Source organism: Streptomyces sp. YJ-C3 (genome assembly GCF_053891275.1).
Window position 1 is genome coordinate 5,014,914 of sequence record NZ_CM132685.1, and the last position, 24,169, is coordinate 5,039,082.

A 24,169-nucleotide genomic window follows, 5' to 3' on the forward strand; every position below is an offset into this window, starting at 1 on the left:
CGGCGCCCATGGTCAGCCGTTCCGGGCCGAGGCCCGCTGCGGCGTCAGCCCGGTCCCGCTGCCGACGCCACCGAGGGGCACCACGTGGTCGAGCCCCACGAAGCGGCCGTCACTCTGCCAGAGAGCGGGCTTGAGGAAGGCGTACTTCTCCTCGTCCCACGATTTCCAGTCGTCCTTCAACAGCCCTCCGGTGTCACCGGAGTTGGGGTTGAGGCACCAGAACGTCTGGTTGATGCGGTGCTCGGTGATGAAGTCCCTGAGCGCTGTCATCCACTTCTGGTTGTCGGCGCCGTCGAGGCGGCCGCCCCATTCACCGATGAGCAGCGGTGCCGTGCCCTGGTCCTGGAGATAGAACCAGTTGGGCCGCCACACGTCCGCGGTCAGGGTGTCCTTGTTCCAGTCGCCCTCGAACCAGGGCTGCCGGAAGACGGCCGGGCCGTAGTCGTGCGGGGAGTAGACGAGCTGGTCCTGGTCCTTGCCGAGGTCGACGGGGTGGTCCGCGGCGCCCCGCAGGTTTCCGCCCCACCAGTCGAAGTGGTAGTCGGCCTCGTTCGTCGACTGCCAGTTCTTGCCGTCGCGCGGGTAGATCTCGATGCCTTCGCAGAGCACGAGCAGATGCGGGTTGATGGCGAGGATGCGGCGGCCGGCCGTCTGGCAAGCGTTCTTCCAGTTGTCCTCGTCGGTGGAGCCGTCCCACTTGGCGCGCGGGCTCTCGGTCTGCTTCCCGTGCGGCTCGTTCTTCACGTCGGCCGCGATCACCGTGTCGTCGTATCTGTAGCGGTCTGCGAGCCACTCCCAGGCCCGGTAGAAGTCCTCGCTGGTGATGGCGCCCTTCCACCACACCGGGTAGATGTGGCCGGAGTTGTCGGCCTCCGCGCTGTGCACGTCGAGCATGACCTTGATCCCGTAGGTCTTGCACAGCTGGAGGAAGCGGTCGAACACCTCCAGCGTGGTCTTGTCCTTCAGGTCCGGGTTCTCGTAGGTGTTGACCGCACTGGACACCGCGGCCCTGCCGTCCCGCCACTCCAGGACGAGCTGGGTGCTGATGGGGACGCGGATGGTGTTGAGGCCGCGCTCGGCCATCTGTCGCGTGATGGTCTCCAGGTTCGCCGACCACAGTCCGTGGAAGACGCGTTCGGTGGTGTTGAAGCCGAACCAGTTCGTGCCGGTCATCCACACCGGGTTGCCCTGTTCGTCTACGACCTGGGCTCCGTCGGTGTGCAGCCAGTCGTCGCCGTCCGCGGCCGCGGACTTCGTGGAGTACGACGCCTGAGTGGCCTGCTTCACCGGCGCCGCGCTCACCGCTGGATAGGTGTTCTTCACCAGAGTCGCGAACTGGGCGTCGAACCAGTGCCCGGCGAGCGGTGCGTCCGGCAGCGCCCCCGTCCTGACTCCCTTCGGGGTGGTGAAGTCGGGGTCGCAGTTCGGGTCGGGGCGTTTGCCCTCGCCGTTGTCGATGTCCTCACCGGAGCCGTCGGACTCGCCGGGCGGCTTCACCCACAGGTAGGCGTCGATGCCGGGCGCGTCGGCGGGTGCCCCCTGGGGGCGGGCGCCGAGGCCCGCGCCCTGCTGGTTGCACCAGTTGCCGCGGTCGGTACGCCGGTCGACGCGCCCGGAGGTGACGTAGGCGTCGGTCGTGTCGCCGCTCGCGCCGCCGGGCCGGTCGGTGCCGCCCCAGCCGTTGCGTGAGGTGTCGACGAGGACGCCGAGCCCGTCGGACCAGCCCGCCGCCGCGAACGAGGTGCGCAGCGCCTTCGCGTAGTCGGCCTCGTCGAAGTTCGGGTTGTACTCGTAGAACGTGGCGGACTTCAGCGGCTGACCGCCGACCGTCTGATCGGGGTCGTCGAGGTGGGGCTCGGCCGTGGGGGTGTAGTTGGAGACGTTGGTGACGACTCCGTCGACGCTGTCGAGCCCGGCCTTCGTCCCGCGTGCCGTCTCGGTGTAGAGGTCGACGACGCCCTTCAGGTTGTTGTCCCAGCCGAGCCATCCGGAGTGGGCCGCGTCGAGGTAGGTGTAGACGTTCGGGAGGGCGTGCAGTTTGTCCAGGGCGTACTGCACCGCCTTGACCTGCAGTCCGCTGGACTTGGCCTGGGCACACTCGGGGTCGGAGAGGTTGGTGACGAGGTTCGGCAGGCCGTCGGGTTCGATGACGGTGGCGATGCGCAGGTCGGCGTACCTGGGATCGGCCAGGGCATCCGCTACGGGGTCGATGTACTCCTTCTCGTAACGCTCCAAACCGGCCTCCGTGAGCGGGAGTTCACCGTTGGAGGCGAGGGCGGCGCAGTCGCGTCCCGGGAGGTCGTAGACGACGAACGTCGCGGTGATCGGGGTGCCGGGCCGCGCCTGGGCGAGGGCCTTGTCGAGGTGGCCGGTCAGGCCGAGCCGCCCGTCGTTGGCGGCGCCGCCCTCGATGGCGGCGATCCGGTCCAGCCAGACGGCGGTGGGCTGTCCGCCGACGCTGCGCATCCGGGCCGCCAGGTCGGCGTCGCTCTCCTGGCCGGCGGACTGCTCGACGCGGGACGTGTAGTCCGGGTTGACGTAGGCGTCGGCGCCCTGGAACGGATTGTCGACGTGTTCGGCGGCGCGGGCGGTGCCGGCCGTCGCGGACCAGGGGGTGAGCAGGGCCGCGGCCAGCGCCGTGGCCGTGAGGACTGCCGCGCCGGGGAGGCGCGTCAGGCATCTGCGGTGCGGGGGATGCCGGTGCACTCTTCTGTCCCTTCGTGGGGTGGACACAGGGGGTTGGACACAGAGGGTTGGGCACAGGGGTGGGCGTGCGGTGGGGCGTCGGAGCCATATGTTTGGGAGCGCTCCCAACTGCCGTACGACCGGGGCTTTTCGACGCACCCGGTCAGGAGACGCTGAGCGAGAAGGCGTCGGTGCGCAGTCCGGCTCCGCCGTGCCACGGCTCGAACCCGGCCTGGACGCTGGTGAGATACCAGTCGGCGCGCAGGCTGCCGCGCGCGGCGGCATCGTCGGCGAAGGCGTGCAGGTCCAGGTCGGTGACGGCGTCCGTGGCGCTGGTGCGGACGTAACTGATCACGTTCCAGCCGATGTTGCCGGTCCACACGTCGTAGTTCGCGCCGCCGATGGTGACGTTTCCGGCCTTCTGGCCTACGGGCTGGACCGGGCCTTGGTGCTTGTTCCAGATCATCAGCTCGCCGGCGTTCTGGCCGCTCGCCCGGGCGTCGGGGTCGAACCAGAGGTCGTACGCGACGTCGTAGACGCCGCTCGCCGGCGCGTGCGTGGACCAGCTGCTGGTCACCCGGTTCATCGCGTCGATGCGCAGCGGCAGCCCGCTGCCGGTGGTGCAGGCGCCGTAGTGGCAGCCCGCGTAGATGGAGGGGTAGGAGGCGGGGGCGCCGTTCGTCGGGTTGGCGTGGTCGGCCCGGGTGACCTCGAAGGAGGTGCCGTCGACCGCGATGCACTGGGCCGTCGACGCTCCCCACACGTTGTTCTGGACGGTGTACTTGCCGCCTTCCACGCTCAACGTGTCGAAGGCGCCGCAGAGTTCGGTGGCGCGGGCCGAGGCGGTGGCCGTCGACGCGGAGGCGAACAGGCAGCCGGCCGCGGCGAGGACCGCGAGGGCCGTCCTCGTCCGGCGGACGGCGGTGGGGGGACGCTTCACGTCGCTTTCCTTTCGTCGGTACGGGATCACTTTGGGAGCGCTCCCACATCCAGCGAGAAAGCCATGTCCATGACATTCACGATGCCGGTCGGCTGCCTCGGCGGAGCGAGAGGTGGTCCGACCGGCATCGTGGGCAACTCCGCGGCGCGCGTCAATCAATCGCGCGAGTTTCGGTCGACGGCGCAGGTCGTCACCGCGCCGTCGAAACCCGTCGCCCTCGCGAGCCGGCCGGTCAGCCGCACCGGGTGCGGAATCCGGTGGCGGCGAGACCGTCGCAGAACGCCGCCCGCGCGTCCGTGTTGCGCGACAGACGTCCGTCCGCGAACCAGGTCGAGTCCGGCGGGAAGTCGAACGAGCCGTCGTCCTTCCCGTCCCAGCCGTAGCGGAAGTCGAGATTGATGTACGTGACCGTGGTGATGACGTCGGACAGGTCGTAGGTACCCGCCATGTTCGGGATGGGGCCGCGGTAGTCGAGCAGGCCGAAGAGCCGCTTCGTCCAGAGCGCGCCGCGTACGGGCTCGGCGCCACTGGTGTCGCCGCCGTCGGCGGTGAAGTTCATCATGCCGGACTCGGACACGGTCATCTTCTTCCCGTGGTCCTGGGCGAACTTCATCATCTTCAGGACGTTCGCGTCGTAGTCCCAGTTCTTCCAGACCGCACTGGGATGGCCCGAGGAGTCGGTGGCGAGGTAGGCGTTGCGGCACTGCAGCGTGGAGGTGTCGTAGTTGTCCGGCGGGGTGCCGTTGTAGAGGTAGCCGCCGAGGTCGTGGATGGGCATGCACAGTTCGTGGGCGAAGATCGAGACGCCTATCCGGTCCACCGCGGCATCCCCCGGATAGAGCTTCTCGAACTCGCCGCGCACCGGGTGGAAGACGAACCTGACGTTGTTCTGGTGGACACGCCCCTGGATCAGCGAGCGGATGCGGGCGAAGGCGTTCTTGTACGAGGCGCAGCTGTCGTCGGTGCAGTGGTAGAAGGAGCTCACCTCGTAGTCGAGGCGCAGCAGGAACGTGGCCGACGGGTGGGCGTCGATGAAGTCGATCAGTGTCGTGAACTTGTCGGTGTAGCGGCCGTCGGCGAGTTCCTGGGTGACGGCGCGCGAGCGGGCGGCCTTGGCGTTCTCGTCGCCGCCCTCGAAGCCGGGCGGGTTGTCCTTCCAGCTGATGCCGACCTGCACCGTCCTGCCCTGTCCGGCGAGGAAGGACGCGTAGTCGGCGTGGCCGGGGCCGACCCAGTTCCCGGAGGCGAGTTCGTAGTAGACGGAGCCGCCGTCCGGGGCCTGGCCGAAGGAGGTGTAGTCGTCCCAGGCCGCACGGGTGGACTGCCCGATGAGGAGCGTGCGCGGCTCGGCCGGGGCGGCGGAGGCGCTCGTCCCCAAGGGGATCAGCCACGCCACGGAGAGGAGCGCGGCGAGGAGCAGGAGGTGCGGCCGCGGACCGCGGCCGGTGTTCGTGGTGCGCATGGTGTCACTCCTGACTGCCGGGCCGTGGTCGTGGGGGCGGCCCGGCGCGGCGGGGAAGGGGCGGCGGGACGGCCGGGTGCGGGGTCGTCCCGCCGCGAGGGCGTCAGGTACCGGGGGTCACCTGGTGCCGTTCGCCCAGCCGGAACCGCGTAGTTGGGCGAGGAAGCGGTCGCGGATCGTGGGGTTCGCCTGGATACGGGAGTCGCCCCAGTAGCCGTTGGAGCAGCCGGGGCCGCCCGCCTGGGCGCCGTCCGCGCACTGCCACTGCGTCTGGCTGTCCCAGTCGGTGTTGATGTAGGCGGCGGCCCGCACGACGTCCCGGTTCTTCGCGATCCAGTCGAAGTACGGCTGGTACCACTCGTTCCAGATGGTGTCCGCGCTCGCGGCGGCCGGGCCCTTGCGCATGATGCAGCTCTTGGTGCCGGCGCCGTTGTCGTAGCCCTGCGGCGCGGACTCGGCGACCATCACCGGCTTGCCGTGCCCGCGGGCGAAGTTCAGCACGCGGTCCTGGAGGTCGGCCGGTGCGGTGTCGGTCGCGCTGCATCCCCACTGCGTGGCCACGGATCCGGCGGAGTAGAACGAGGACATGCCGACCCAGTCGACGTACTGGTCCCCGGGGTACCAGGCGTCGTAGTGGTGCGGGTCGGTGACGACGTAGTTCCACTCGGGGTGGTCGGTGCTGGTGTTGAGCGGCCAGGCCGCGGTCTGCCAGACCGTCGCGACCTTCGTGGCGCCCAAGGCGTCGATGCGCCCCTTGATGTAGGCGAACGCCCGCTTGTAGAAGTCGGCGTTGTAGCAGTTCCAGGGGCCGTCGAACTCGTAGCCGATCCGCAGGAACACCTGGCGGTCGTAGCCCTTGAGCTTGGTCACCATCTCGTCGACCTTGTCGCGGTACCGAGTGATGAGGTTCGGGCTGCCCGAGGTCACGTCGCTGTCGCCGGTGCCGATGATGGCGCGCAGCGGCTGGTTGTTGCATCCGCTGGTGGCGTCGGAGAGGTAGAGGCCGACGGCGACGGCCGCGCCGGGGTACTGGGCGAGGGTGCTGTTGAAGTCGACGGTTCCCGCGCCCCAGTTGGCGGATCCGTTCATTCCGGCGAGCGGCTCCGGGTTCCCGCCGAGCACCAGGTTGGTGTAGAGCGTGACGCCGCCGGGGGCGGGCGCGCCGAGTGCTGACTGGTCGAGCACGTCGCGCTTGTAGTCGGCGAGCGTGTCGCTGTCCTGGCCCATGATGGACAGCGTCTTGCCGTCGGGCGGGAGGTTGCGGGCCGCGACGGCGGAGTCCGCCGCGGCGGGCACGGTGCCGAGCGCGCCGAGCACGGCCGCCGCCGCGAGGCCGGCCACCGCGGCCGTGGCGCGTCCGCGCAGGGACGTCATCGGGCTCGCAGGTCTCATGGATCTCAGGGTCCTGAGGGGATTCACGGGTCAACTCCTTCTGGTGGGGGGTGAGTTCCGCCCCGCATCGTGGAGACCGCTCCGCGTTACGTCAATGAATCACGTAAGTTTCGTAGAAGTTTGCTGGCTGTGGCCGTGCGCTCGAAACGCGCAGGGCGCCTTGTGGGCTGCCGAGGTGCACACATCACCCCTCCCACCGGCGGTGTTTACCAGCTCGTCGGAGCACGTGCCGACACCGAATGTTCTTCGAAACTCTTGACATTAAGTTTCGACAGCCGTCAGGTTGTGCGCATCGAAACGCCTTCGCGTCCCTCGGTCTCCCACTCGCTCCTGATCCCTGGAGGTCCCCCATGGGCTCCTCGCACGCCCGCAGATCCGTCGCCGCGGCAGCCGGACTCGCCACCCTGCTCGTCCTGTCCGGCTGCTCGTCCGGCTCGGTGGAGTCCGACGGGAAGATCACCCTGACCGTCGCCACCTTCAGCGACTTCGGGTACAAGCCGCTGATCAAGGAGTTCGAGAAGGCGCACCCGGACGTCGTGGTGAAGGAGCGGATCTCGCAGCTCGACCAGCACCACAACAGCCTCTCCACCCAGCTCTCCTCGGGCAGCGGCGCCGCCGACGTGGTCGCCATCGAGGAGGGCTACCTGCCCAAGTTCCGCACGGTGCAGGACAAGTTCGTGAACCTCGCCGACTTCGGCGCCCTCAAGCGCAAGAACGAGTACCTGCCCTACAAGTGGGGCCAGGGAACCGCCGACGGCGGGAAGTTCGTGATGGGGTACGGCACGGACGTCGGCGGTCTCGCCATCTGCTACCGCAAGGACCTGTTCCGCCGGGCGGGGCTGCCCACGGACCGGGAGGCGGTGGGCAAGCTGTGGCCCACCTGGGACGCGTACTTCAAGGCCGGTGACACCTTCCGCGCCAAGGTGAAGGACCACGCCTGGTTCGACTCGGCGGGCAACGTGTTCAGCGCGATGATGAACCAGACCGAGTACGGCTTCTTCGACGCCGACGACTCCTACATCGCCGACAAGAACCCCGACGTGAAGCGGTCCTTCTCCGACTCCGCCGACGCCGCGGCCGACGGCATGTCCGCCAACCTCGTCCCGTTCAGCCAGCAGTGGAACGCGGGCATCAAGCAGGGCCGGATGGCGACCATCACCTGCCCCGCCTGGATGACGGGCCTCATCCAGACCGCGGCCGGCAAGGAGGGCGAGGGCAAGTGGGACATCGCCGCCGTGCCCGGGGGCGGCGGCAACTGGGGCGGCTCCTTCCTGACGGTGCCCAAGCAGGGCAAGCACACGAAGGAAGCCGCCGAACTGGCCTCGTTCCTCACCTCCGCGGCCTCGGAGAAGAAGATCTTCCAGGGACCGACCGGCTCGCTCCCGTCCCTGACCGGCGCGCTGTCGGACCCGGCGGTGCAGAACACCCGGCAGAAGTACTTCAACGACGCGCCGACCGGCAAGATCTTCGCCGCCTCCGCGCAGGGCCTGAAGCCCAGTTACCGCGGCACCAAGGACCAGCAGGTGCGCATCCCGTTCGCCAACGCCCTCCAGCTCGTCGAGCAGCGCAAGTCCTCCCCCGCCGAGGCATGGCGAAAGGCCCTGTCCGACGCGGAGAAGAACCTCAAGCACTGATCCCCGACCCACCCGAGCCCGTAAGGAGGCCTCCATGGCGGTCCACACCGCCGGTGCCGAGCGCACCCTCGGTACTGACGCACCACCGGGCCGCCGTGCCCGAAGGCGGCCGACGCGGCGCAGCCGCCTCACCCCCTACAGCTTCATCGCACCGTTCTTCATCGTCTTCGGGCTCTTCGGGCTCTACCCGCTGCTCTACACGTTCTGGGTCTCGCTGCACCGCTGGGACCGGCTCACCGGCGACGGCGGGTACACGGGCCTGGACAACTTCCGGGACCTGTTCGCCGACCCGGACTTCTACAACGCCACCTTCAACACCTTCAGCATCTACCTGCTCTCCACCGTCCCCCAGCTGCTGCTCGCCCTGGCCGTCGCGTGGCTGCTCGACCGGCGGCTGCGCGCCAGGACGACCTGGCGCGCCCTGGTCCTGGTGCCGCAGTACGTGTCCGTGGTGGCCGTGGCCCTCGTCTTCTCCCAGCTGTTCGGGCGCGACTTCGGCGTCGTCAACTGGGTCCTGGAACAGCTCGGACTGATCAGCGACCCCGTCGACTGGACCGCGGACACCTGGAGTTCGCACCTCGCGATCAGCTTCATGGTGATGTGGCGCTGGACCGGCTACAACGCCCTGATCTATCTGGCCGCGATGCAGGCGGTGCCGCGCGATCTGTACGAGTCGGCGATGGTCGACGGCGCCGGACGCCTGCTCACCTTCCGCCGCATCACCCTTCCCGCGATCCGCCCGACCCTGCTGTTCACGGTGGTCATCTCGACCATCGGCGGCCTCCAACTCTTCGCGGAACCACTGCTGTTCGACTCCCAGGCCAACGCCGAGGGCGGCACGGAGCACCAGTTCCAGACGCTGACGCTGATGCTCTACAAGTACGGGTTCATCAACAACGACGCCGGATACGCGTCCGCCATCTCCTGGGTGCTGTTCCTCGTCATCGCCGCCGTCGCCGCGCTCAACTTCTTCCTCACCCGGCGCCTGGGCGGCTCCGACCGATGACCCCTCCCCCGGCCCCCGAAGGAAGCCCCCGTATGGCAACACCCCTGACCGCCCGTCGCCCGCGCACCCGCGCCGCAGGGCCCCGGCGCCACGACAGTGCCGGTCCGCTGGCCTACGCCCTGCTCGCCGCCGTGGTCCTGGCCTCGATCTTCCCGCTGTACTGGACGTTCGTCGTCGCCTCGCACAGCGACAACTCCGTCCTCGGCAACGCGACCCCGTCCCTGGTGCCCGGCGGCCACCTGCTGGAGAACATCCGGCGCGTCTTCGACACCGTCGACTTCTGGAAGGCGCTCGGCAACTCCTTCACCGTCGCCGGCACCACCGCCGTCAGCAACGTCCTGCTCTCCTCGCTCGCCGGGTACGCCTTCGCCAAACTCCGCTTCCCCGGCCGCAACGCCCTCCTCGTCGTAGTGATCACCACGGTGATGGTGCCGACGCAGCTCGGCATCATCCCGCTGTACCTGCTGGTGACGGACATGGGCCTGTACGGCAAGCTCAGCTCGCTCATCGTGCCCGCGCTGGTCTCCGCGATCGGCGTGTTCTGGATGCGGCAGGCCATGGAGGAGAACATCCCCGACGAGCTCATCGAGGCGGCCCGGATGGACGGCGCGGGACAACTGCGCACCTTCTGGTACGTGGCCTGGCCCGGCGTGCGCTCGGTCGCCGCGGTGCTCGGCATGTTCACCTTCATGTTCGCCTGGAACGACTACTTCTGGCCGCTCATCGCCCTGCCCCCGGAGAACGGCACGGTGCAGATCGCCCTGAACCAGCTCGCCGCCGGCTACTACACCGACTACACCCTGATGCTCGCCGGTGTCGTGGTCTCCGTCGTCCCCGTGCTCGCGCTCTTCGCCGTGCTGGCCCGGCGCATCGTCTCCGGAGTGATGGCCGGTGCGGTGAAGGGGTGAGCCACGCCTTCGGCGCCGCCGCGCCGCGACCCGCTGACCGTGACCGCCTCCGCACCGATCCCCGAGGAACCGTATGACTGCCGCCGCGCCCACGACCGGGCCGACCTCCGCCGCGCCGCCGCCCGCCACCGGGCGGCCCGCGATGATCCGCAACCCCGTCCTCGCCGGATTCCACCCGGACCCGTCCCTGCTCCGGGTCGGCGAGGACTACTACCTCGCCACCTCCACCTTCGAGTGGCTGCCGGGGGTGACGCTGCACCACTCGCGCGACCTGGTGAACTGGCGCCCCCTGGGCGGCGCGCTGACGGAGGAACGGCTCGTCGACCTCGCCGGCACACCGGACTCCGGCGGGGTCTGGGCGCCCTGCCTGTCGTACGCGGACGGGCTGTTCCACCTCGTCTACTCCAACGTCAGGAGCCTGGCCGGCGCCTACAAGGACGTACGCAACTGGGTGACCACCTCCCCCACCCCCACCGGCCCGTGGTCCGAGCCCGCGCCCGCGCCCGGCGGCGGGTTCGATCCGTCGCTGTTCCACGACACCGATCCCGGTGGCAGCGGCCGCAGTTGGCTGCTGTGGCTGTCCTGGGACCACCGGCCGGGCAACGATCCGTTCGGCGGCATCCTGCTGCAGGAGTGGGACCGGTCCGCGCGCCGCCCCGTCGGGCCGGTGCGACGGATCTTCTCCGGTACGCGGCTCGGACGCACCGAAGGACCGCATCTGTACCGCAAGGACGGCTGGTACTACCTGTTCACCGCGGAGGGCGGGACGTCGTGGGAGCACGCGGTGACCGTCGCGCGCTCCCGCGACATCACCGGCCCCTACACGTCCGATCCGGCCGGCCCCCTGTTGACCGCGTACGGCGACGACGCCCTGGAACTCCAGAAGGCCGGACACGGCAGCCTCGTCGAGACCCCCGACGGCGCCTGGTACCTGGCCCATCTCACCGCCCGCCCGCTGACCGCGCGCGGCGCCTGCGTCCTCGGCCGCGAGACCGCCCTGCAACGCGTGCACTGGACGCCCGACGGCTGGCCGCGCGTCGACGGCGACGCGGGCCCCGGGCGCCCGTCCGTGCTCGTCGCCGCGCCCGCCGGTGCGCGGGCCGAGCCGCAGCCCGCGGCCACCGCGTCCACCGGCGTCCTCGGCCCCGAGTGGATGACCCTGCGCCGGCACCCCGACCCGTCCTGGCTCACCCGGACCGGCCCGCACGACGACACGCTGCGGCTGCGGCTGCGCGGCGGCGAATCGCTCTCCTCGCTCCACGAGCAGAGCCTGGTGGCCCGCCGCCAGCAGCACCTGCGCTTCACGGCCGAGGCGACGGTCTCCTTCGACCCCCATGCGCCCCAGCACATGGCGGGCCTGGTCCACTTCTACAACACCCAGATCTGGCACTACGCCCATGTCACCTGGGACGACGCGCAGGGCAGGGTGCTGCGCCTCGCCGTCTGCGACCGCGGCCGGTACTCCGAGCCGACGCCGCCGGTGCCGCTGCCCCCGAGGGGCCCCGTCCGGCTGCGGCTGACCGGGCAGGGCGCGGAGGCCGCCTTCACCTGGTCGGTGGGCACCGACGACGGCGCCCGCGCGGAACGTCCCCTCGGCCCGGTCCTCGACGTGACCCGCCTCTCCGACGAGTACGCGACGGTCGGCGACGGCGGACACTTCAGCAGCTGGGGGTTCACCGGCGCCTTCATCGGCGTGTGCGCGCAGGACCTCACCGGCGGCGGGCGTGCCGCCGACTTCACCGCACTCGGCTACCAGGGCCCGGACCACGGATGACGGGCCTTAGGCTTCACCCCACAACGCCCCGCCGCGCCCCGCACGCCACCGTCCCACGGGAGTCCGACGCCGTATGACCGCACAGTCCCGCCCCCGCGCCACCATCGGTTCCATCGCGGCCGAGGCCGGGGTGTCGACGGCCACCGTGTCGAAGGTGCTCAACGGCCGCAGCGACGTCTCCGCGGCGACCCGGGAACGCGTCCAGGAGATCATGGCGCGTCACCATTACCACCCGCGCCGGCCACGGCGCCGCGGCGGCATCGTCGACCTGGTCCTCAACGAGCTCGACAGCCTGTGGTCCGTCGAGATCATCCGCGGCGCGGAGGAGACGCTGCGCGAGGCGGGCGTGAGCATGGTCCTGTCCGCGGCGCACGGCAGCAGCTCGCAGACCAGCGCCTGGCTCGACCAGCTGGCGGCGCGCCGCTCCGACGGCGCGATCCTGGTCGTCTCCGATCTGACGCTGGGCCAGCGCAATCGCCTGGCCTCGCTGGGCGTCCCGTTCGTCCTCGTCGACCCCGTCGGCAACGTCGAGGCCGGCGTCCCGACGATCGGCGCCACCAACTGGGCGGGCGCGGTCGCCGCCACCGAGCACCTGATCGGTCTCGGGCACCGGCACATCGCCCATCTCGCGGGCCCGCGCCAGCTGTTGTGCAGCCGGGCCCGCGCGGACGGGTTCCGTGCGGCGATGGAGGCCGCCGGCCTCGACATCCCGGAGGGTGCGGTGCGGCACGGCGCCTTCACCGACCCCTCGGGCCGCACCGAGACGATCGCCCTTCTCGACGACGCCGAAGAGGGCCGGCTGCCGCGTCCCACCGCGGTGTTCGCCGCCAGCGACCTCCAGGCGTTCGGGGCGTACACGGCGCTGCGCGAGCGCGGGCTGCGGGTGCCGCAGGACATCAGCGTGGTCGGTTTCGACGATCTTCCGGTGACGCGGTGGAGCGACCCCACGCTCACCACGGTCCGCCAGCCGCTCCAGGACATGGCGGCGATGGCGGCCCGCACCCTGCTGCGGGTGATCGACGGCGAAGAGGTCGATCTTCCCCGGGTGGAGCTCTCCACCCGCTTGGTGGTCCGCGCCAGTACGGCGGCGCCCGGCACCGGTTGACCGCTCGCGGCAGATTTGAGCGTCCAGGGCGTTGACGCGCCGTCAGGCGGTGCGCCATAACTTCTCTTACAACGATGTAAGAGCGGCGTACTCGACCCCGGCCGCCGGCCCGCCCGCTCCCCATCACGGCACCCGGATCCGGCGCTTGTTAGCCCGGTGCCGTACAGCGTTGTAAAGCTCAACGAGCACCGGGCACCCAGCGTGCTCCAGCACCTCCGTACCGCCGTCCGGCGGCCCGTGCGGCCGCGCCCTGCGACACGAGGAGCCCCGATGCGCCACCCCTCCAACCGCCTCAGATCGACGCGCCCCGCGCGTGCCCTGTCGGCGTCCCGCCCGGGCCGCGCGCTCGGCATTCTGCTGACCACCCTCGCGCTGCTCCTGGGCGGCGCCACCGCCCTGGCCCCCGCCGCGCAGGCGGCGGCCGCCGCCTGGACCCCCAAACCGGCGCCCATGACGACGCCGTGGACCGACCAGGTCTCCCGGGACAATCCGCTGCCGGAGTATCCGCGACCGCAGCTGACGCGCTCCGACTGGGCCAATCTCAACGGCATCTGGGACTTCGCCGTCACCTCGGCGAACGCCGGGCAGCCGGCCTCCTTCACCGAGCAGATCCGGGTCCCGTTCGTCGCGGAGTCCGCGCTCTCCGGCATCCAGCGCAAGATCACCCAGAACGACAAGCTCTGGTACAAGCGCACGTTCACCGTGCCGTCCGCGTGGAACGGCCGCCGCGTCCAGCTCAACTTCGGCGCCAGTGACTGGCGTACGACGGTGTGGGTCAACGGACAGCAGGCGGGCGCCGCCCACAGCGGCGGCTACGACGCCTTCGGCTACGACATCACGCCGCTGCTCAACGGCGGCACCAACACCATCGTGGTCTCGGTGTTCGACCCGACCCAGACCGGCGGCCAGGCCGTGGGCAAGCAGCGCATCAACGACGTGACGCCGCACCCGGGCGGCGGCATCTTCTACACCGCCGCCTCCGGCATCTGGCAGACCGTGTGGCTGGAGCCCACCGCCCCCGCCCACATCACCCGTCTCGACATGGTGCCGAACCTGTCCGACTCGACGCTGCGGGTCACCGTCCGGGGCGACGGGATCAGCGGCCAGAGCGCGCGCGTCACGGTCAGTTCCGGCGGCACCACGGTGGGCACGGCGACCGGCGCGGTCGGCTCGCAGCTGACGGTCCGCATCACGAACCCGCATCTGTGGTCGCCGGACGATCCGTTCCTGTACGACGTCAAGGCCGACCTCGTGACCGGCTCCACGGTGTCCGACTCCGTCGGCAGCTACGCCGGAATGCGCTCGATCTCGCGCGGCACGGTCGACGGCAAGCAACGACTGCTGCTCAACGGCACGTTCGTGTTCCAGACCGGCACCCTCGACCAGGGGTACTGGCCCGACGGCATCTACACCGCGCCCACCGACGACGCCCTCAAGTACGACCTCCAGAAGCACAAAGACCTCGGCTTCAACATGGTCCGCAAGCACATCAAGGTCGAACCGCAGCGCTGGTTCTACTGGGCCGACCGGCTCGGGCTGCTCGTGTGGCAGGACATGCCCGCGATGGACACCCGCACCCCGGACTCGGCCGCCCGCACCCAGTGGGAGGCGGAGTACGACCAGATCATCGACGAGCACCGCAGCTCCCCGTCGCTCGTGATGTGGGTCAACGAGAACGAGGGCTGGGGCCAGTACGACCAGGCCCGCATCGCCGACAAGGTGAAGGCGGCCGACCCCTCGCGTCTGGTCGACAACATGAGCGGCGTCAACTGCTGCGGCTCGGTCGACGGCGGCAACGGCGACGTGATCGACAACCACATCTACGTGGGCCCGGGGGTGACCAGACCCTCGGCGACCCGGGCCGCCGTCCTCGGCGAGTACGGCGGGCTGGGGCTCCGGGTCCCCGGCCACGAGTGGTCGCCGGGCAACGGCTTCTCGTACGAGGACCAGACCGACGCCGCCCATCTGAACAACCGCTTCACCGGCCTGATCGACGCGCTGCGCCTGCAGCAGATGCCGGCGGGTCTGTCGGCGTCGGTCTACACCGAGATCACCGACGTCGAGAACGAGGTCAACGGCCTGCTGACGTACGACCGTCAGGTGGTCAAGGTCGACGCGACGCGGGTCAAGGCGGCGAACCAGGCCCTGATCAACGCCTCGAAGAGTCCGGCTGCGCCGACGACCCTGCCCACCGGCCTCAAGTCGCTGCGGGTCACCACCCCCGGCTACACGGACCGGTACGTCCGGCACAAGGACGCCCTCGCGTACACCGAGGTCGTGAACAGCGGCAGCAGCGACCTGCTGAAGAACGACGCCACCTGGCGGATCGTGCCCGGTCTGGCCGACAGTTCCTGCTACTCCTTCGAGTCCCGCAACTATCCGGGCGAGTACCTGCGCCACCGCGAGTTCCGTGTGTACCGGGAGGCCGGTGACGGCTCGGCGCTGTTCCGCGCGGACGCCACGTTCTGCGCGGTTCCGGGGCAGGGCGGCGTGCGGCTGATGGCCCAGAACTATCCGGGCCAGTACCTGCGTCACTACAACTCCGAGGTGTACCTCGCCGTCCCCGGCGGATCCCGCGCCGCGGACAACCCGAGCCTGTTCACCGAGGACACCACCTGGTCCGTGGAGGCCCCCTGGGCTCCCTGACCGGTGATCGCTCGGCGCCGCCGCGCACATCTCCCGACGCCGGGGTGTGCGCGGCGGCGTTCGGCTTGATAGGCAAGTGAATGCTTGCCTATTCTGTGGATGTGGCCGATGACCTGTTCAAAGCCTTGGCCGACCCCACCCGGCGCACCATCCTCGACGAGCTCACGGAGAAGTCCGGCCAGACGCTGTTCGAGATCTGCGCGCGGCTGAGCATGAAGCACCGGCTCGGCATCTCGCGCCAGGCGGTCTCCCAGCACCTCGCCGTGCTGGAGGCCGCCGGGCTCGTCGCGACGCGGCGGGAGGGCCGCTACAAGTTCCACGACCTGAACACCGCCCCGCTGCGGCAGATCGCCGAGCGGTGGCTCGTGCCCGGCACATCCGGACCTGAGGAGAGTTCCCCATGAAGATCCATCTGACCAGCGTCTTCGTCGACGACCAGGCGAAGGCCCTGCGCTTCTACACCGAGATCCTCGGCTTCGTGAAGAAGTACGACGTCCCGGTCGGCGAGCAGGACCGGTGGCTGACCGTCGTCTCGCCCGACGAGCCCGGCGGCACCGAGCTCCTCCTGGAGCCCGCCTCCCACCCGGCCGTGAAGACCTACCGCGACGCGCTCGTCGAGGACGGCATCCCGCTCGCCCAGTTCGCGGTCGCCGACGTGAAGGCGGAACACGAGCGCCTGCGCGGCCTCGGCGTCCGCTTCACCCAGGAGCCCCTGGAGATGGGCCCCGTCACCACCGCCGTCTTCGACGACACCTGCGGAAACCTGATCCAGATCGCGACACAGCCGGAATAGGCGCCACACCGCCACGGCGCACTCCACGACCACTCTGCGCATCAGCAAGTCCGAGAGCCAGGAAAGGCCCCATCACTCACGTAGCTCACATGCATATTGTGCAATCCCTGTTCAGCCTCTGGGATCTCCTGTAAGTTCCCGCCGCAGCGGAGGGCGAGATCACCTCCGCGTGCCGGAGAGAGCCGCGCAGGAGGCACCGTGACCGAGACGACCGACCAGGCGACACGTGCAAGGACCCGTCCCCGCGACGCGGCCGCGGCGGGTCCCGGCCGGGGCGCATCAGGGCTGCGCGCGCGGGAGACCGCTCCGCCGCACCCCTCCGCCTGAACCCTTCGCCCCCGCCCCCCTTCTCGAAGGAGTCACCATGCGCCGCCCCGGTCCTCGTACGTACGCCGCCTCGGCCGCGGCCCTGACCGCCCTGCTCACTCTCGTCCCGGCCGCGCAGGCCGTACCTCTGTCACCCGGCGCGGCTGCTCGGAGCACCATCGCGGCGGCCACGGTCGAGAAGGTGCCCTACGCCATGGACTCGTCCAACCAGGCCGCCTGGTGGACGCCGGTCGCCACCTACAAGGGCCGCGGCCAGTACACGTACTTCGCCTACGACGAGCCCGGCTCGATCGCCGCCACGCACCGCCCGGCGCTCGCCCGCCGCGATCCGGACGGCGTCTGGAGCCGCCTGCCGCTGCTCGACAGCGACGGGCAGCAGGCCGAGTTCACCGACGACAACGGGCACAACCAGCCGTCCGTCGCCCGTGACGGGAGCGGCCGCCTGCACGTCTTCACGTCCATGCACACCGACACATGGCGCTACTTCCGCTCCGACAAGGCCGGTGGCGACCTCACGGACCACGCGGCCGAGATGCCCGACCAGGGCGCGGCCATCACGTACCCCGTCCTGACCACGGCGCCCAACGGCGATCTGTACCTGGCCGCACGCGTCGGCAACGGATCGGACCAGCGCCCCGGGAAGCTGTACCGCTGGGACAACGCGGCATCCCGGTGGAGCGTCGTCGCCACCTTCGCCGCGGCCCAGTACCGCGCCGTCTACCCCGACGACCTCGCGGTCGACTCCGCCGGACGCGTGCACCTGCTCTACGAGTGGTCCAAGGCGCCGTCGTCCGCCTTCCGGCACCAGCTGTCCTACCTCCGCTACGATCCGGCGACCGGCAGCTTCACCGACAGCACCGGAGCGGCCGCCACCACCCCGGTCACCCCCACCACCGCCGACGTGATCCAGGGGCTCACCACGGGCGAGGAGTGGAGCAGCGACAACACCGGGTACACCGGCCCGGCGGTGCAGAGCGCCAAGCTCACCCTCGACGGCGCCACGCCCAAGGTCGCCTACCGGTACCGCTCGGGCGACAGCGGCGGCGACTTCCGCGTGTACTACGCGTACCCGAGCGCCGGCCGCTGGGCCCGTCAGACCGTCTACGCCGGCGGCCCGACCAACGCCGCGCTGGGCATCACCTGGGACGAGACGGACGGCAAGCGGGTCTACTACGTGACCGGCTCCGGCACCGACCGCGTGTACGCCGCGACGGAGGCCGGCGGCGCCTGGACCTCGACGTCCGTCACCCCGGGCCTGACCGCGGACCGCCTGGCGGTGCGGCGCGACTCGGACGGGAACGATGTGCTGTACCTGCCGGACACGGCGCACAACACGCTGTACTACGCGCGGCGTTGAGGGATGTGAGAGGGCGTGGCCGCGCCGAGGTGACCGCCAGGCGGGCCCGCTCCCGGAGCGGCTCTTCCCGGCCCGGATCCGCACGGGCCGGGCGAAGCGTCGGCGACATGCGCGAGGCCGCCTCGGAGTGTGTGCTCCGGGCGGCATCGGTGCGTCGGCCGGTCAGTGGTCGTCGGCGAGTGCGCCGCTGAGCCGTTCGTGGATGCGGGCGCTGTGCTCGTTCAGGCCGCTTATCTCGACCTGCTTGCCGCGCTGGGCGTACTTGGCCTCGATCAGGTCGAGGGCGGCGACGGAGGAGGCGTCCCAGATGTGGGTGCCGGACAGGTCGATGACGACCTTGTCCGGGTCGGCGGCGTAGTCGAACCGGCCGACCAGGCTGTTGGCGGAGGCGAAGAAGAGTTCGCCGGTGACGGAGTAGACGACCTGACCTCCGTCGGGATCGGTGACCGCGGTGACATCGGCGACGTGGGCGACGCGCCGGGCGAAGATCACCATGGCGATGACGGAACCGACGACGACACCGATGGCCAGATTGCCCGTGGCGACGACCACCGCGACGGTGATGACCATGACGGCGATCTCCCCGGCGGGCATCCGCCTGAGGGTCTTCGGCGCGATGGAGTGCCAGTCGAACGTCGCGAACGACACCATGACCATCACCGCGACCAGAGCCGCCATCGGGATGTCCGACACGATCGGGCCGAACACGATGCACAGCACCATGAGGAACGAGCCCGCCAGGAAGGTGGACAGGCGGGTGCGTGCTCCCGACACCTTCACGTTGATCATGGTCTGGCCGATCATGGCGCAGCCGCCCATGCCGCCGAAGAAGCCGGTGACGATGTTGGCGATGCCCTGGCCGATCGACTCACGGGTCTTGTCGGAGTGCGTGTCGGTGATGTCGTCGACGAGCTTGGCGGTCATCAGTGACTCCATGAGCCCGACGAGTGCCATGGCGAGCGCGTAAGGAGCGACGGTGGTCAGCGTGTCCAGCGTGAAGGGGACGTCGGGCAGGCCCGGTACCGGGAGCGCGTGCGGCAGTTCCCCCTTGTCACCGACGGTCGGCACCGCGATCGCGGCCGCGACGGTGATCACGGTCAGGACGACGATGGAGACCAGCGGGGCCGGAATCACCTTGGTGACCTTCGGGAACAGCACCATCAGCGCGAGCCCGCCGACGACCAGCGGGTAGACGGCCCAGGGCACGTCGGTGATCTCGGGCACCTGCGCCATGAAGATGAGGATGGCGAGCGCGTTGACGAACCCGACCATCACGCTGCGCGGGACGAAGCGCATCAGCTTGGCCACTCCCAGCGCGCCGAGGACGACCTGGAAGATCCCGGCGAGGATGACCGCGGCGACGAGGTAGCCCAGTCCGTGCTCGCGGTTCAGGGGCCCGATGACGAGGGCGACGGCGCCGGTCGCCGCGGAGATCATCGCTCGTCGGCCGCCCACGATCGAGATGGTGACGGCCATCGTGAAGGCGGCGAACAGGCCGATCTCCGGGTCCACCCCCGCGATGATCGAGAAGGAGATCGCTTCGGGGATCAGGGCGAGCGCGACGACGAGGCCGGCGAGGACCTCGGTGCGCCACACCTTCGGATCGGAGATCCAGTCGGGCTTCACGCGGCGCAGCAGCGCGACAGGAGATGCGGGAGATTGCGCAGACAAGAGAAGCGGTACCTGTTCGTGGTCGGGCACACTCGGTGTCACCGTGCATGCGGGAAGGCGCGGACGGACCGGGCCGGTCGTCCGCACAGCCCGCTCGACGGCGGGCCGAGGTCCACAGGGACGAGCAGGCGCGGCGGGACCGGCGGACTGCTCAGGGGCGAAGGGTCACGGCGGGCAAGCAGCGGCGCGACACGACATCGGCATGCGCACGCTCTCTCCTGCACCCATCGGTTCTTGACCGGGGGCGCCATCGGCCCCGACTCGGCTGACGGTCACGGGACGGACCCCGGAACGCTGTCAACGGTCGTCAAATCTACCCTAACGTTAGGGTAGAGATCGGTGCGGGCCGCCTGCGGCCGCAGCGGCAGGAACCAGGGAAGGGCGTCCGCGGTGAGCGGCGAGCACATGCAGATCGGCGAGGTCGCCGCCCGGACGGAGCTGTCGCTGCGCACCATCCGGCACTACGAGGAGACAGGTCTGGTCATCCCCTCGGCCCGTTCCCAGGGCGGTTTCCGCCTCTATACCGAGTCCGATGTCGCCCGCCTCATGGTGATCCGCCGGATGAAACCGCTCGGCTTCACCCTCGACGAGATGCGCGATCTGCTCGACGCCACCGACCGTCTGGACTCCGGCGCGGACCTTCCTGCCGACGAGCGTGGTCAAATCCTGGTCCGCATCGAGGAGTTCGAGCGGGCGGCGCAGCGGCGGGTGGCGGATCTGCGGACCCAGTTGGCGCGGGCGGAGGAGTTCGCCGGCACCCTGCGCACGCGCCTGGACCAGGCGGGCGGGCCCACGCGGTCCGCCTGATCGTCGGCGGTCCCGCGCCGCGACGCGCCAGGATCGCCGGAGGGCCTGGATCCACCGTACAGAGCACCCGCACCGCGGCGGCGGCGTTCGTCGCGGCCGGGCTCGTCGACGACGGGAGCGCGCACGCCGGGTCCGCGTCCAGTCTGCGGGTCACCGCTGAGGGCGACTCGCTGCCGGCCCGGGCCGCCGAGGAGGTGGCCCGGCTCGACGCCCGCTTCGCCGCACAGCACCCCGAGCTCAATGACAGCCACCCCGCGTTGCGCCTTGCCTCACATCACCCTGTTCGAATGAACATTGATCTGTTAGAAATGAGGCATGGGAATCGCCAATCGTCTGGACCTGACCCTGCGACTGGTGCAGGGCTCCGACCGGGTTTCCGTGTCGGAGCTCGCCCATCGCCTGGGCGTCTCGGACATGACCGTGCGCCGTGACCTGGACGCACTCGAAAGCCAAGGGCTGGTGCGCAGGGTGCACGGTGGCGCGGTCGCCACCCGGCCGCGCGAGGAAGGCGGCGGCTTCGCCGCACGGGAAGGGTGGCAGGCCGCCACGAAGGACCGGCTGGGCGCGGCCGTGGCCGCACTGGTGGAGCCCGGCTCACGCGTTCTGCTGGACGCGGGCACCACGACCGTGCATGTGGCGGAGCATCTGGCCGAGCGGTCCCCGCTGACCGTCGCCGTGCTGAGCCTGCAAGCGGCCGCGGCGCTGGCGGACCGGCCGGGGATCGACCTGCTCGTCGTCGGGGGCCGGTCCCGCCCCGGCGAGCGCTCGCTGGTGGGGCCGTTGGCCCTGCGCACGCTGGAGGCACTGAGTTTCGACTGCTTCGTCATGTCCATCGGCGGTGTGCACGCCGCACACGGCTGGTCGGAGTTCTCCCTGGACGACGCGGCCGTCAAGCAGGCCGGCCTCGCCCAGTCCGCGCGCACCGTCACGGTCGCGGACGCCACCAAGCTCGGCGTGCGCGCGTTCAGTCAGGTCGCGCCGCTCGGATCCGTGGAGCACTTCGTCACCGACGCCGCCGCCGAGGATCCCCAGACCCACCCCGGCGGCCCGGAGACACTCCGGGCCCTTCGGGAATCCGGCGTCGAGATCCATCTCGTCTGACGCCGGTCCACCAGCACCACAGCAAGGAGCAGTCCGGTGAACACCGCCCCGGCATCACTGATGATCCTCGTCGCCGGCCCCTACCGGTCCGGCACCGGCGACGACCCGCACAAGCTCGAGGCGAACGTGCGGGCGATGAACGAAACGGCCCTGAGGCTCTTCCGCGCCGGCCACCTGGGAGTCACCGGCGAGGCACTCGCCCTGCCGCTCCTGGAGGCCGCGGGCAGCACCCGGCCCGCAGACGCCGCGTACGAGGAGATCTTCCACCCCGTCGCCGAGCAGTTGCTGGCCCGCTGCGACGCGGTCCTGCGCATCGGCGGCCCCTCCGAGGGCGCCGACCTGATGGTCGACCGCGCACGCGCCCGGGGCAAGCGCGTCTTCACCTGCCTCGACGACGTCCCGGCCGCCCGATGACCGCCGGCATCGACACACCTGACCGGCGCGGCCGCACCGGCCTGGACCGGCACGGGCGCGACCTGACCGGCAATCCGGACGTGTGCGTCCGGGACGTGGAGGTCCTCTCCTGCGACTGGTACGTGCTGCGCAGGACCACCTTCGACTTCCGGCACAGTGACGGTCACTGGAGCCGCGAGCAGCGCGAGACCTACGACCGCGGCGACGGCGCCACGATCCTGCTCCACGACACGGAGCGGCGGACCGTCCTGCTGACCCGCCAGTTCCGGCTGCCCGCCTACGTCAACGGGCATCCCGACGGCATGCTCATCGAGACGGCGGCGGGCCTCCTGGACGGCGACACCCCCGAAGAGGCGATCCGACGTGAGGCGGCCGAGGAGACAGGGCACGTCATCGGCACGGCCGAACCCGTCTTCGCCGTCTACATGAGTCCCGGCTCGGTCACCGAGCGCGTCCACTTCTTCGCCGCGCCCTACCGGGCCGCGACCGCCACCGCGACGCCGGGCGGCAACGCGGACGAGGGGGAGGACATCGCCGTACTGGAACTGCCCTTCACCCAGGCACTGTCCATGATCCGCACCGGTGGGATCGCCGACGCGAAGACGATCATGCTGCTTCAGTGGGCGGCCCTCGACGGGCCGTTCGGCCCTCCGGGTTCGCACACCGGCGCGGCCGTCGTGCACTCCGACGGCACCGACCCACGCGTCCGGGCGTAGAGCGACCCATCCGTCCGCCCTGCGGCTCCGTATTACCACTGCACCCGTGTTCACATGTGTGCGTACCGAGAGCTTGGAGGTCTGGAACGTGAAGGAAGCCGTCCACATCGGTCCCGCACCAGGTAGGGGACCCAGCCTGGAGGAGCTCATGGCCGATGTGGCGAAGGGAGACAAGGACGCGTTCGCGTCGGTGTACGACGCCGTGGCGGGTTCGGTCCTGGGCGTGGTCCGCGGCGTCCTGCGCGACCGGGCGCAGTCGGAAGAGGTCGCGCAGGAGGTGCTCATCGAGGTGTGGGGCAATGCCGCCCGCTACCGCACCGACCGCGGGACCGCGATCAACTGGGTGCTCACGCTGGCCCATCGGCGCGCGATCGACCGGGTCCGCTCGGTGGAGGCCGCCGCCGCGCGGGACCATCAGGCGGCGCTCCTGGAGCAGACCCCCGAGTTCGACGAGGTGACCGAGGAGGTGGAGACCCGGCTCGAGCACGAACAGCTGCGACGCTGTCTGCGGACGCTGACCGAACTGCAACGGCAGTCCGTGTCGTTGGCGTACTACCGCGGCCTCACCTACAGCGAGGTCGCCGAATTGCTGGCGGTGCCGCTGGGCACCATCAAGACGCGGCTGCGCGACGGTCTGATCCGGCTGCGGGACTGCCTGGGGGTGAACGCATGACGACCGCCGATCTGCACACACTGACCGGGGCCTACGCCCTGCACGCTCTCGACCCCGAGGAGCAGGCCGAGTTCGAGCGGCACCTCGTCGCCTGCTCGGCGTGCTCGCAGGAGGTCAAGGAGCTGTCCGCCACGGCGGCCCGGCTCGGCAGCGCCCTCACGGTCGTACCGCCCGAGGGATTCAAGGAATCGGTCCTGCGCCGGATCGACACCGTGCGCCAGGAGCCGCCGCGCACCGCCGCGGGCTCGCGGCTCTCCGGGACGCCCCGGCGCGGGCGCCAGATCTCGCGCTGGGCCCTGGCGGCCTGTGTCGCGGCGGTCGCCGCGCTCGGCGGGACCACGGTCTGGCAGCACCAGGAGGCACAGGACGCGCGGGAGGAGGCCCGGCAGGCCCGGCAGGCCACGGACCAGGTCGCCGACGTCCTCGCGGCGCCGGACGCCAAGACGCGCACCGCACGTCTGGGGGACGGGGCGAGCGGCACGGTCGTCGTCTCCAAGAGCCTCGACAAGGCCGTGTTCGTGGCCGCCTCCATGGCGGAGCCGCCGAGCGGCAAGGTCTATCAGCTGTGGTTCGACGACGCCGGAACCATGCGGCCCGCCGGATTGATGGATCCGCAGCGCACGGCCCAGACCGTCCTCATGGACGGCGCGGTGGGCGACGCGTCCGGCATGGGCGTCACGGTCGAGCCGACGGGTGGATCGCAGCACCCGACGTCGAATCCCGTGGCGCTGATGCAGCTGCCCGCATGACCGGTCCGG

Annotated in this window: 21 protein-coding genes; 16 read left to right on the forward strand and 5 right to left on the reverse strand. The window is 70.5% G+C overall.

Going from position 1 to position 24,169, the window contains the following annotated elements; all coding sequences use genetic code 11:
• Positions 1–12: 12 nt before the first annotated feature.
• The 4 genes from ACVHNB_RS22390 to ACVHNB_RS22405 form a co-directional block, all read right to left on the reverse strand.
• A complete protein-coding gene (locus tag ACVHNB_RS22390) occupies positions 13–2,706 on the reverse strand; it encodes a glycoside hydrolase family 6 protein (protein WP_456225701.1) in 2,694 nt (897 codons plus the stop codon).
• Between the two features lie 142 nt (positions 2,707–2,848).
• Positions 2,849–3,625: a GH12 family glycosyl hydrolase domain-containing protein gene (locus tag ACVHNB_RS22395; RefSeq protein ID WP_456225702.1), complete on the reverse strand. Its 777-nt coding sequence runs from the start codon at positions 3,623–3,625 to the stop codon at positions 2,849–2,851.
• A gap of 232 nt (positions 3,626–3,857) precedes the next feature.
• On the reverse strand, positions 3,858–5,087 hold the full coding sequence (locus tag ACVHNB_RS22400; RefSeq protein ID WP_456225703.1) for a hypothetical protein: 1,230 nt from the start codon (positions 5,085–5,087) through the stop codon (positions 3,858–3,860).
• 117 nt (positions 5,088–5,204) lie between these two features.
• A complete protein-coding gene (locus ACVHNB_RS22405; protein WP_428956933.1) occupies positions 5,205–6,479 on the reverse strand; it encodes a glycoside hydrolase family 26 protein in 1,275 nt (424 codons plus the stop codon).
• A 350-nt stretch (positions 6,480–6,829) separates the two neighbouring features.
• Between ACVHNB_RS22405 and ACVHNB_RS22410 the strand changes: the two genes are divergently transcribed.
• From ACVHNB_RS22410 to ACVHNB_RS22455, 10 genes are all read left to right on the forward strand, one after another.
• Positions 6,830–8,113, forward strand: coding sequence for an ABC transporter substrate-binding protein (locus ACVHNB_RS22410; protein WP_456225704.1), 1,284 nt, complete (start codon positions 6,830–6,832; stop codon positions 8,111–8,113).
• Between the two features lie 34 nt (positions 8,114–8,147).
• Entirely contained in the window at positions 8,148–9,119 is a 972-nt protein-coding gene (locus ACVHNB_RS22415) for a carbohydrate ABC transporter permease (RefSeq protein WP_456225705.1), read from the forward strand.
• Between the two features lie 32 nt (positions 9,120–9,151).
• Positions 9,152–10,027: a carbohydrate ABC transporter permease gene (locus ACVHNB_RS22420; RefSeq protein ID WP_428956930.1), complete on the forward strand. Its 876-nt coding sequence runs from the start codon at positions 9,152–9,154 to the stop codon at positions 10,025–10,027.
• 73 nt (positions 10,028–10,100) lie between these two features.
• Positions 10,101–11,801, forward strand: a complete 1,701-nt coding sequence (locus tag ACVHNB_RS22425; protein ID WP_428956928.1) for a glycoside hydrolase family 43 protein — start codon at positions 10,101–10,103, stop codon at positions 11,799–11,801.
• Positions 11,802–11,874: 73 nt separating this feature from the next.
• Positions 11,875–12,906 carry a LacI family DNA-binding transcriptional regulator gene (locus tag ACVHNB_RS22430; RefSeq protein ID WP_428956927.1) on the forward strand — a complete coding sequence of 344 codons (1,032 nt, stop codon included), beginning with the start codon at positions 11,875–11,877 and terminating at the stop codon, positions 12,904–12,906.
• Positions 12,907–13,176: 270 nt separating this feature from the next.
• Positions 13,177–15,552: an AbfB domain-containing protein gene (locus tag ACVHNB_RS22435; protein ID WP_456225706.1), complete on the forward strand. Its 2,376-nt coding sequence runs from the start codon at positions 13,177–13,179 to the stop codon at positions 15,550–15,552.
• Positions 15,553–15,653: 101 nt separating this feature from the next.
• The gene (locus tag ACVHNB_RS22440; RefSeq protein WP_428956924.1) at positions 15,654–15,956 is read left to right on the forward strand and encodes an ArsR/SmtB family transcription factor; all 303 of its coding nucleotides are present in this window, start codon (positions 15,654–15,656) and stop codon (positions 15,954–15,956) included.
• The gene (locus tag ACVHNB_RS22445; RefSeq protein WP_428956923.1) at positions 15,953–16,345 is read left to right on the forward strand and encodes a VOC family protein; all 393 of its coding nucleotides are present in this window, start codon (positions 15,953–15,955) and stop codon (positions 16,343–16,345) included. The genes ACVHNB_RS22440 and ACVHNB_RS22445 overlap by 4 nt, the downstream gene beginning before the upstream one ends.
• 198 nt (positions 16,346–16,543) lie before the next feature.
• A complete protein-coding gene (locus ACVHNB_RS22450) occupies positions 16,544–16,672 on the forward strand; it encodes a hypothetical protein (RefSeq protein ID WP_428956921.1) in 129 nt (42 codons plus the stop codon).
• A 37-nt stretch (positions 16,673–16,709) separates the two neighbouring features.
• Positions 16,710–18,029: a BNR-4 repeat-containing protein gene (locus ACVHNB_RS22455; RefSeq protein ID WP_428956920.1), complete on the forward strand. Its 1,320-nt coding sequence runs from the start codon at positions 16,710–16,712 to the stop codon at positions 18,027–18,029.
• Between the two features lie 162 nt (positions 18,030–18,191).
• Here ACVHNB_RS22455 and ACVHNB_RS22460 read toward each other — a convergent pair whose 3' ends face one another.
• Positions 18,192–19,700 carry a SulP family inorganic anion transporter gene (locus ACVHNB_RS22460; RefSeq protein WP_456225707.1) on the reverse strand — a complete coding sequence of 503 codons (1,509 nt, stop codon included), beginning with the start codon at positions 19,698–19,700 and terminating at the stop codon, positions 18,192–18,194.
• A gap of 390 nt (positions 19,701–20,090) precedes the next feature.
• On the opposite strand from ACVHNB_RS22460, the gene ACVHNB_RS22465 reads away from it, so the two are divergent.
• The 6 genes from ACVHNB_RS22465 to ACVHNB_RS22490 all read left to right on the forward strand — a co-directional run bounded on the left by ACVHNB_RS22465 (position 20,091) and on the right by ACVHNB_RS22490 (position 24,160).
• Complete coding sequence (locus ACVHNB_RS22465; protein WP_456225708.1) at positions 20,091–20,507, forward strand: MerR family transcriptional regulator; 417 nt, start codon at positions 20,091–20,093, stop codon at positions 20,505–20,507.
• A 315-nt stretch (positions 20,508–20,822) separates the two neighbouring features.
• Positions 20,823–21,608, forward strand: a complete 786-nt coding sequence (locus ACVHNB_RS22470; RefSeq protein WP_428956917.1) for a DeoR/GlpR family DNA-binding transcription regulator — start codon at positions 20,823–20,825, stop codon at positions 21,606–21,608.
• 36 nt (positions 21,609–21,644) lie between these two features.
• The gene (locus tag ACVHNB_RS22475; RefSeq protein WP_428956916.1) at positions 21,645–22,022 is read left to right on the forward strand and encodes a DUF4406 domain-containing protein; all 378 of its coding nucleotides are present in this window, start codon (positions 21,645–21,647) and stop codon (positions 22,020–22,022) included.
• Positions 22,019–22,738, forward strand: coding sequence for an NUDIX domain-containing protein (locus tag ACVHNB_RS22480; protein ID WP_428956915.1), 720 nt, complete (start codon positions 22,019–22,021; stop codon positions 22,736–22,738). The genes ACVHNB_RS22475 and ACVHNB_RS22480 overlap by 4 nt, the downstream gene beginning before the upstream one ends.
• An 88-nt stretch (positions 22,739–22,826) precedes the next feature.
• Entirely contained in the window at positions 22,827–23,411 is a 585-nt protein-coding gene (locus ACVHNB_RS22485) for a sigma-70 family RNA polymerase sigma factor (RefSeq protein ID WP_428956914.1), read from the forward strand.
• Positions 23,408–24,160, forward strand: coding sequence for an anti-sigma factor (locus ACVHNB_RS22490; protein ID WP_428956913.1), 753 nt, complete (start codon positions 23,408–23,410; stop codon positions 24,158–24,160). Before ACVHNB_RS22485 ends, ACVHNB_RS22490 begins: the two co-directional genes overlap by 4 nt.
• Positions 24,161–24,169: the final 9 nt, after the last annotated feature.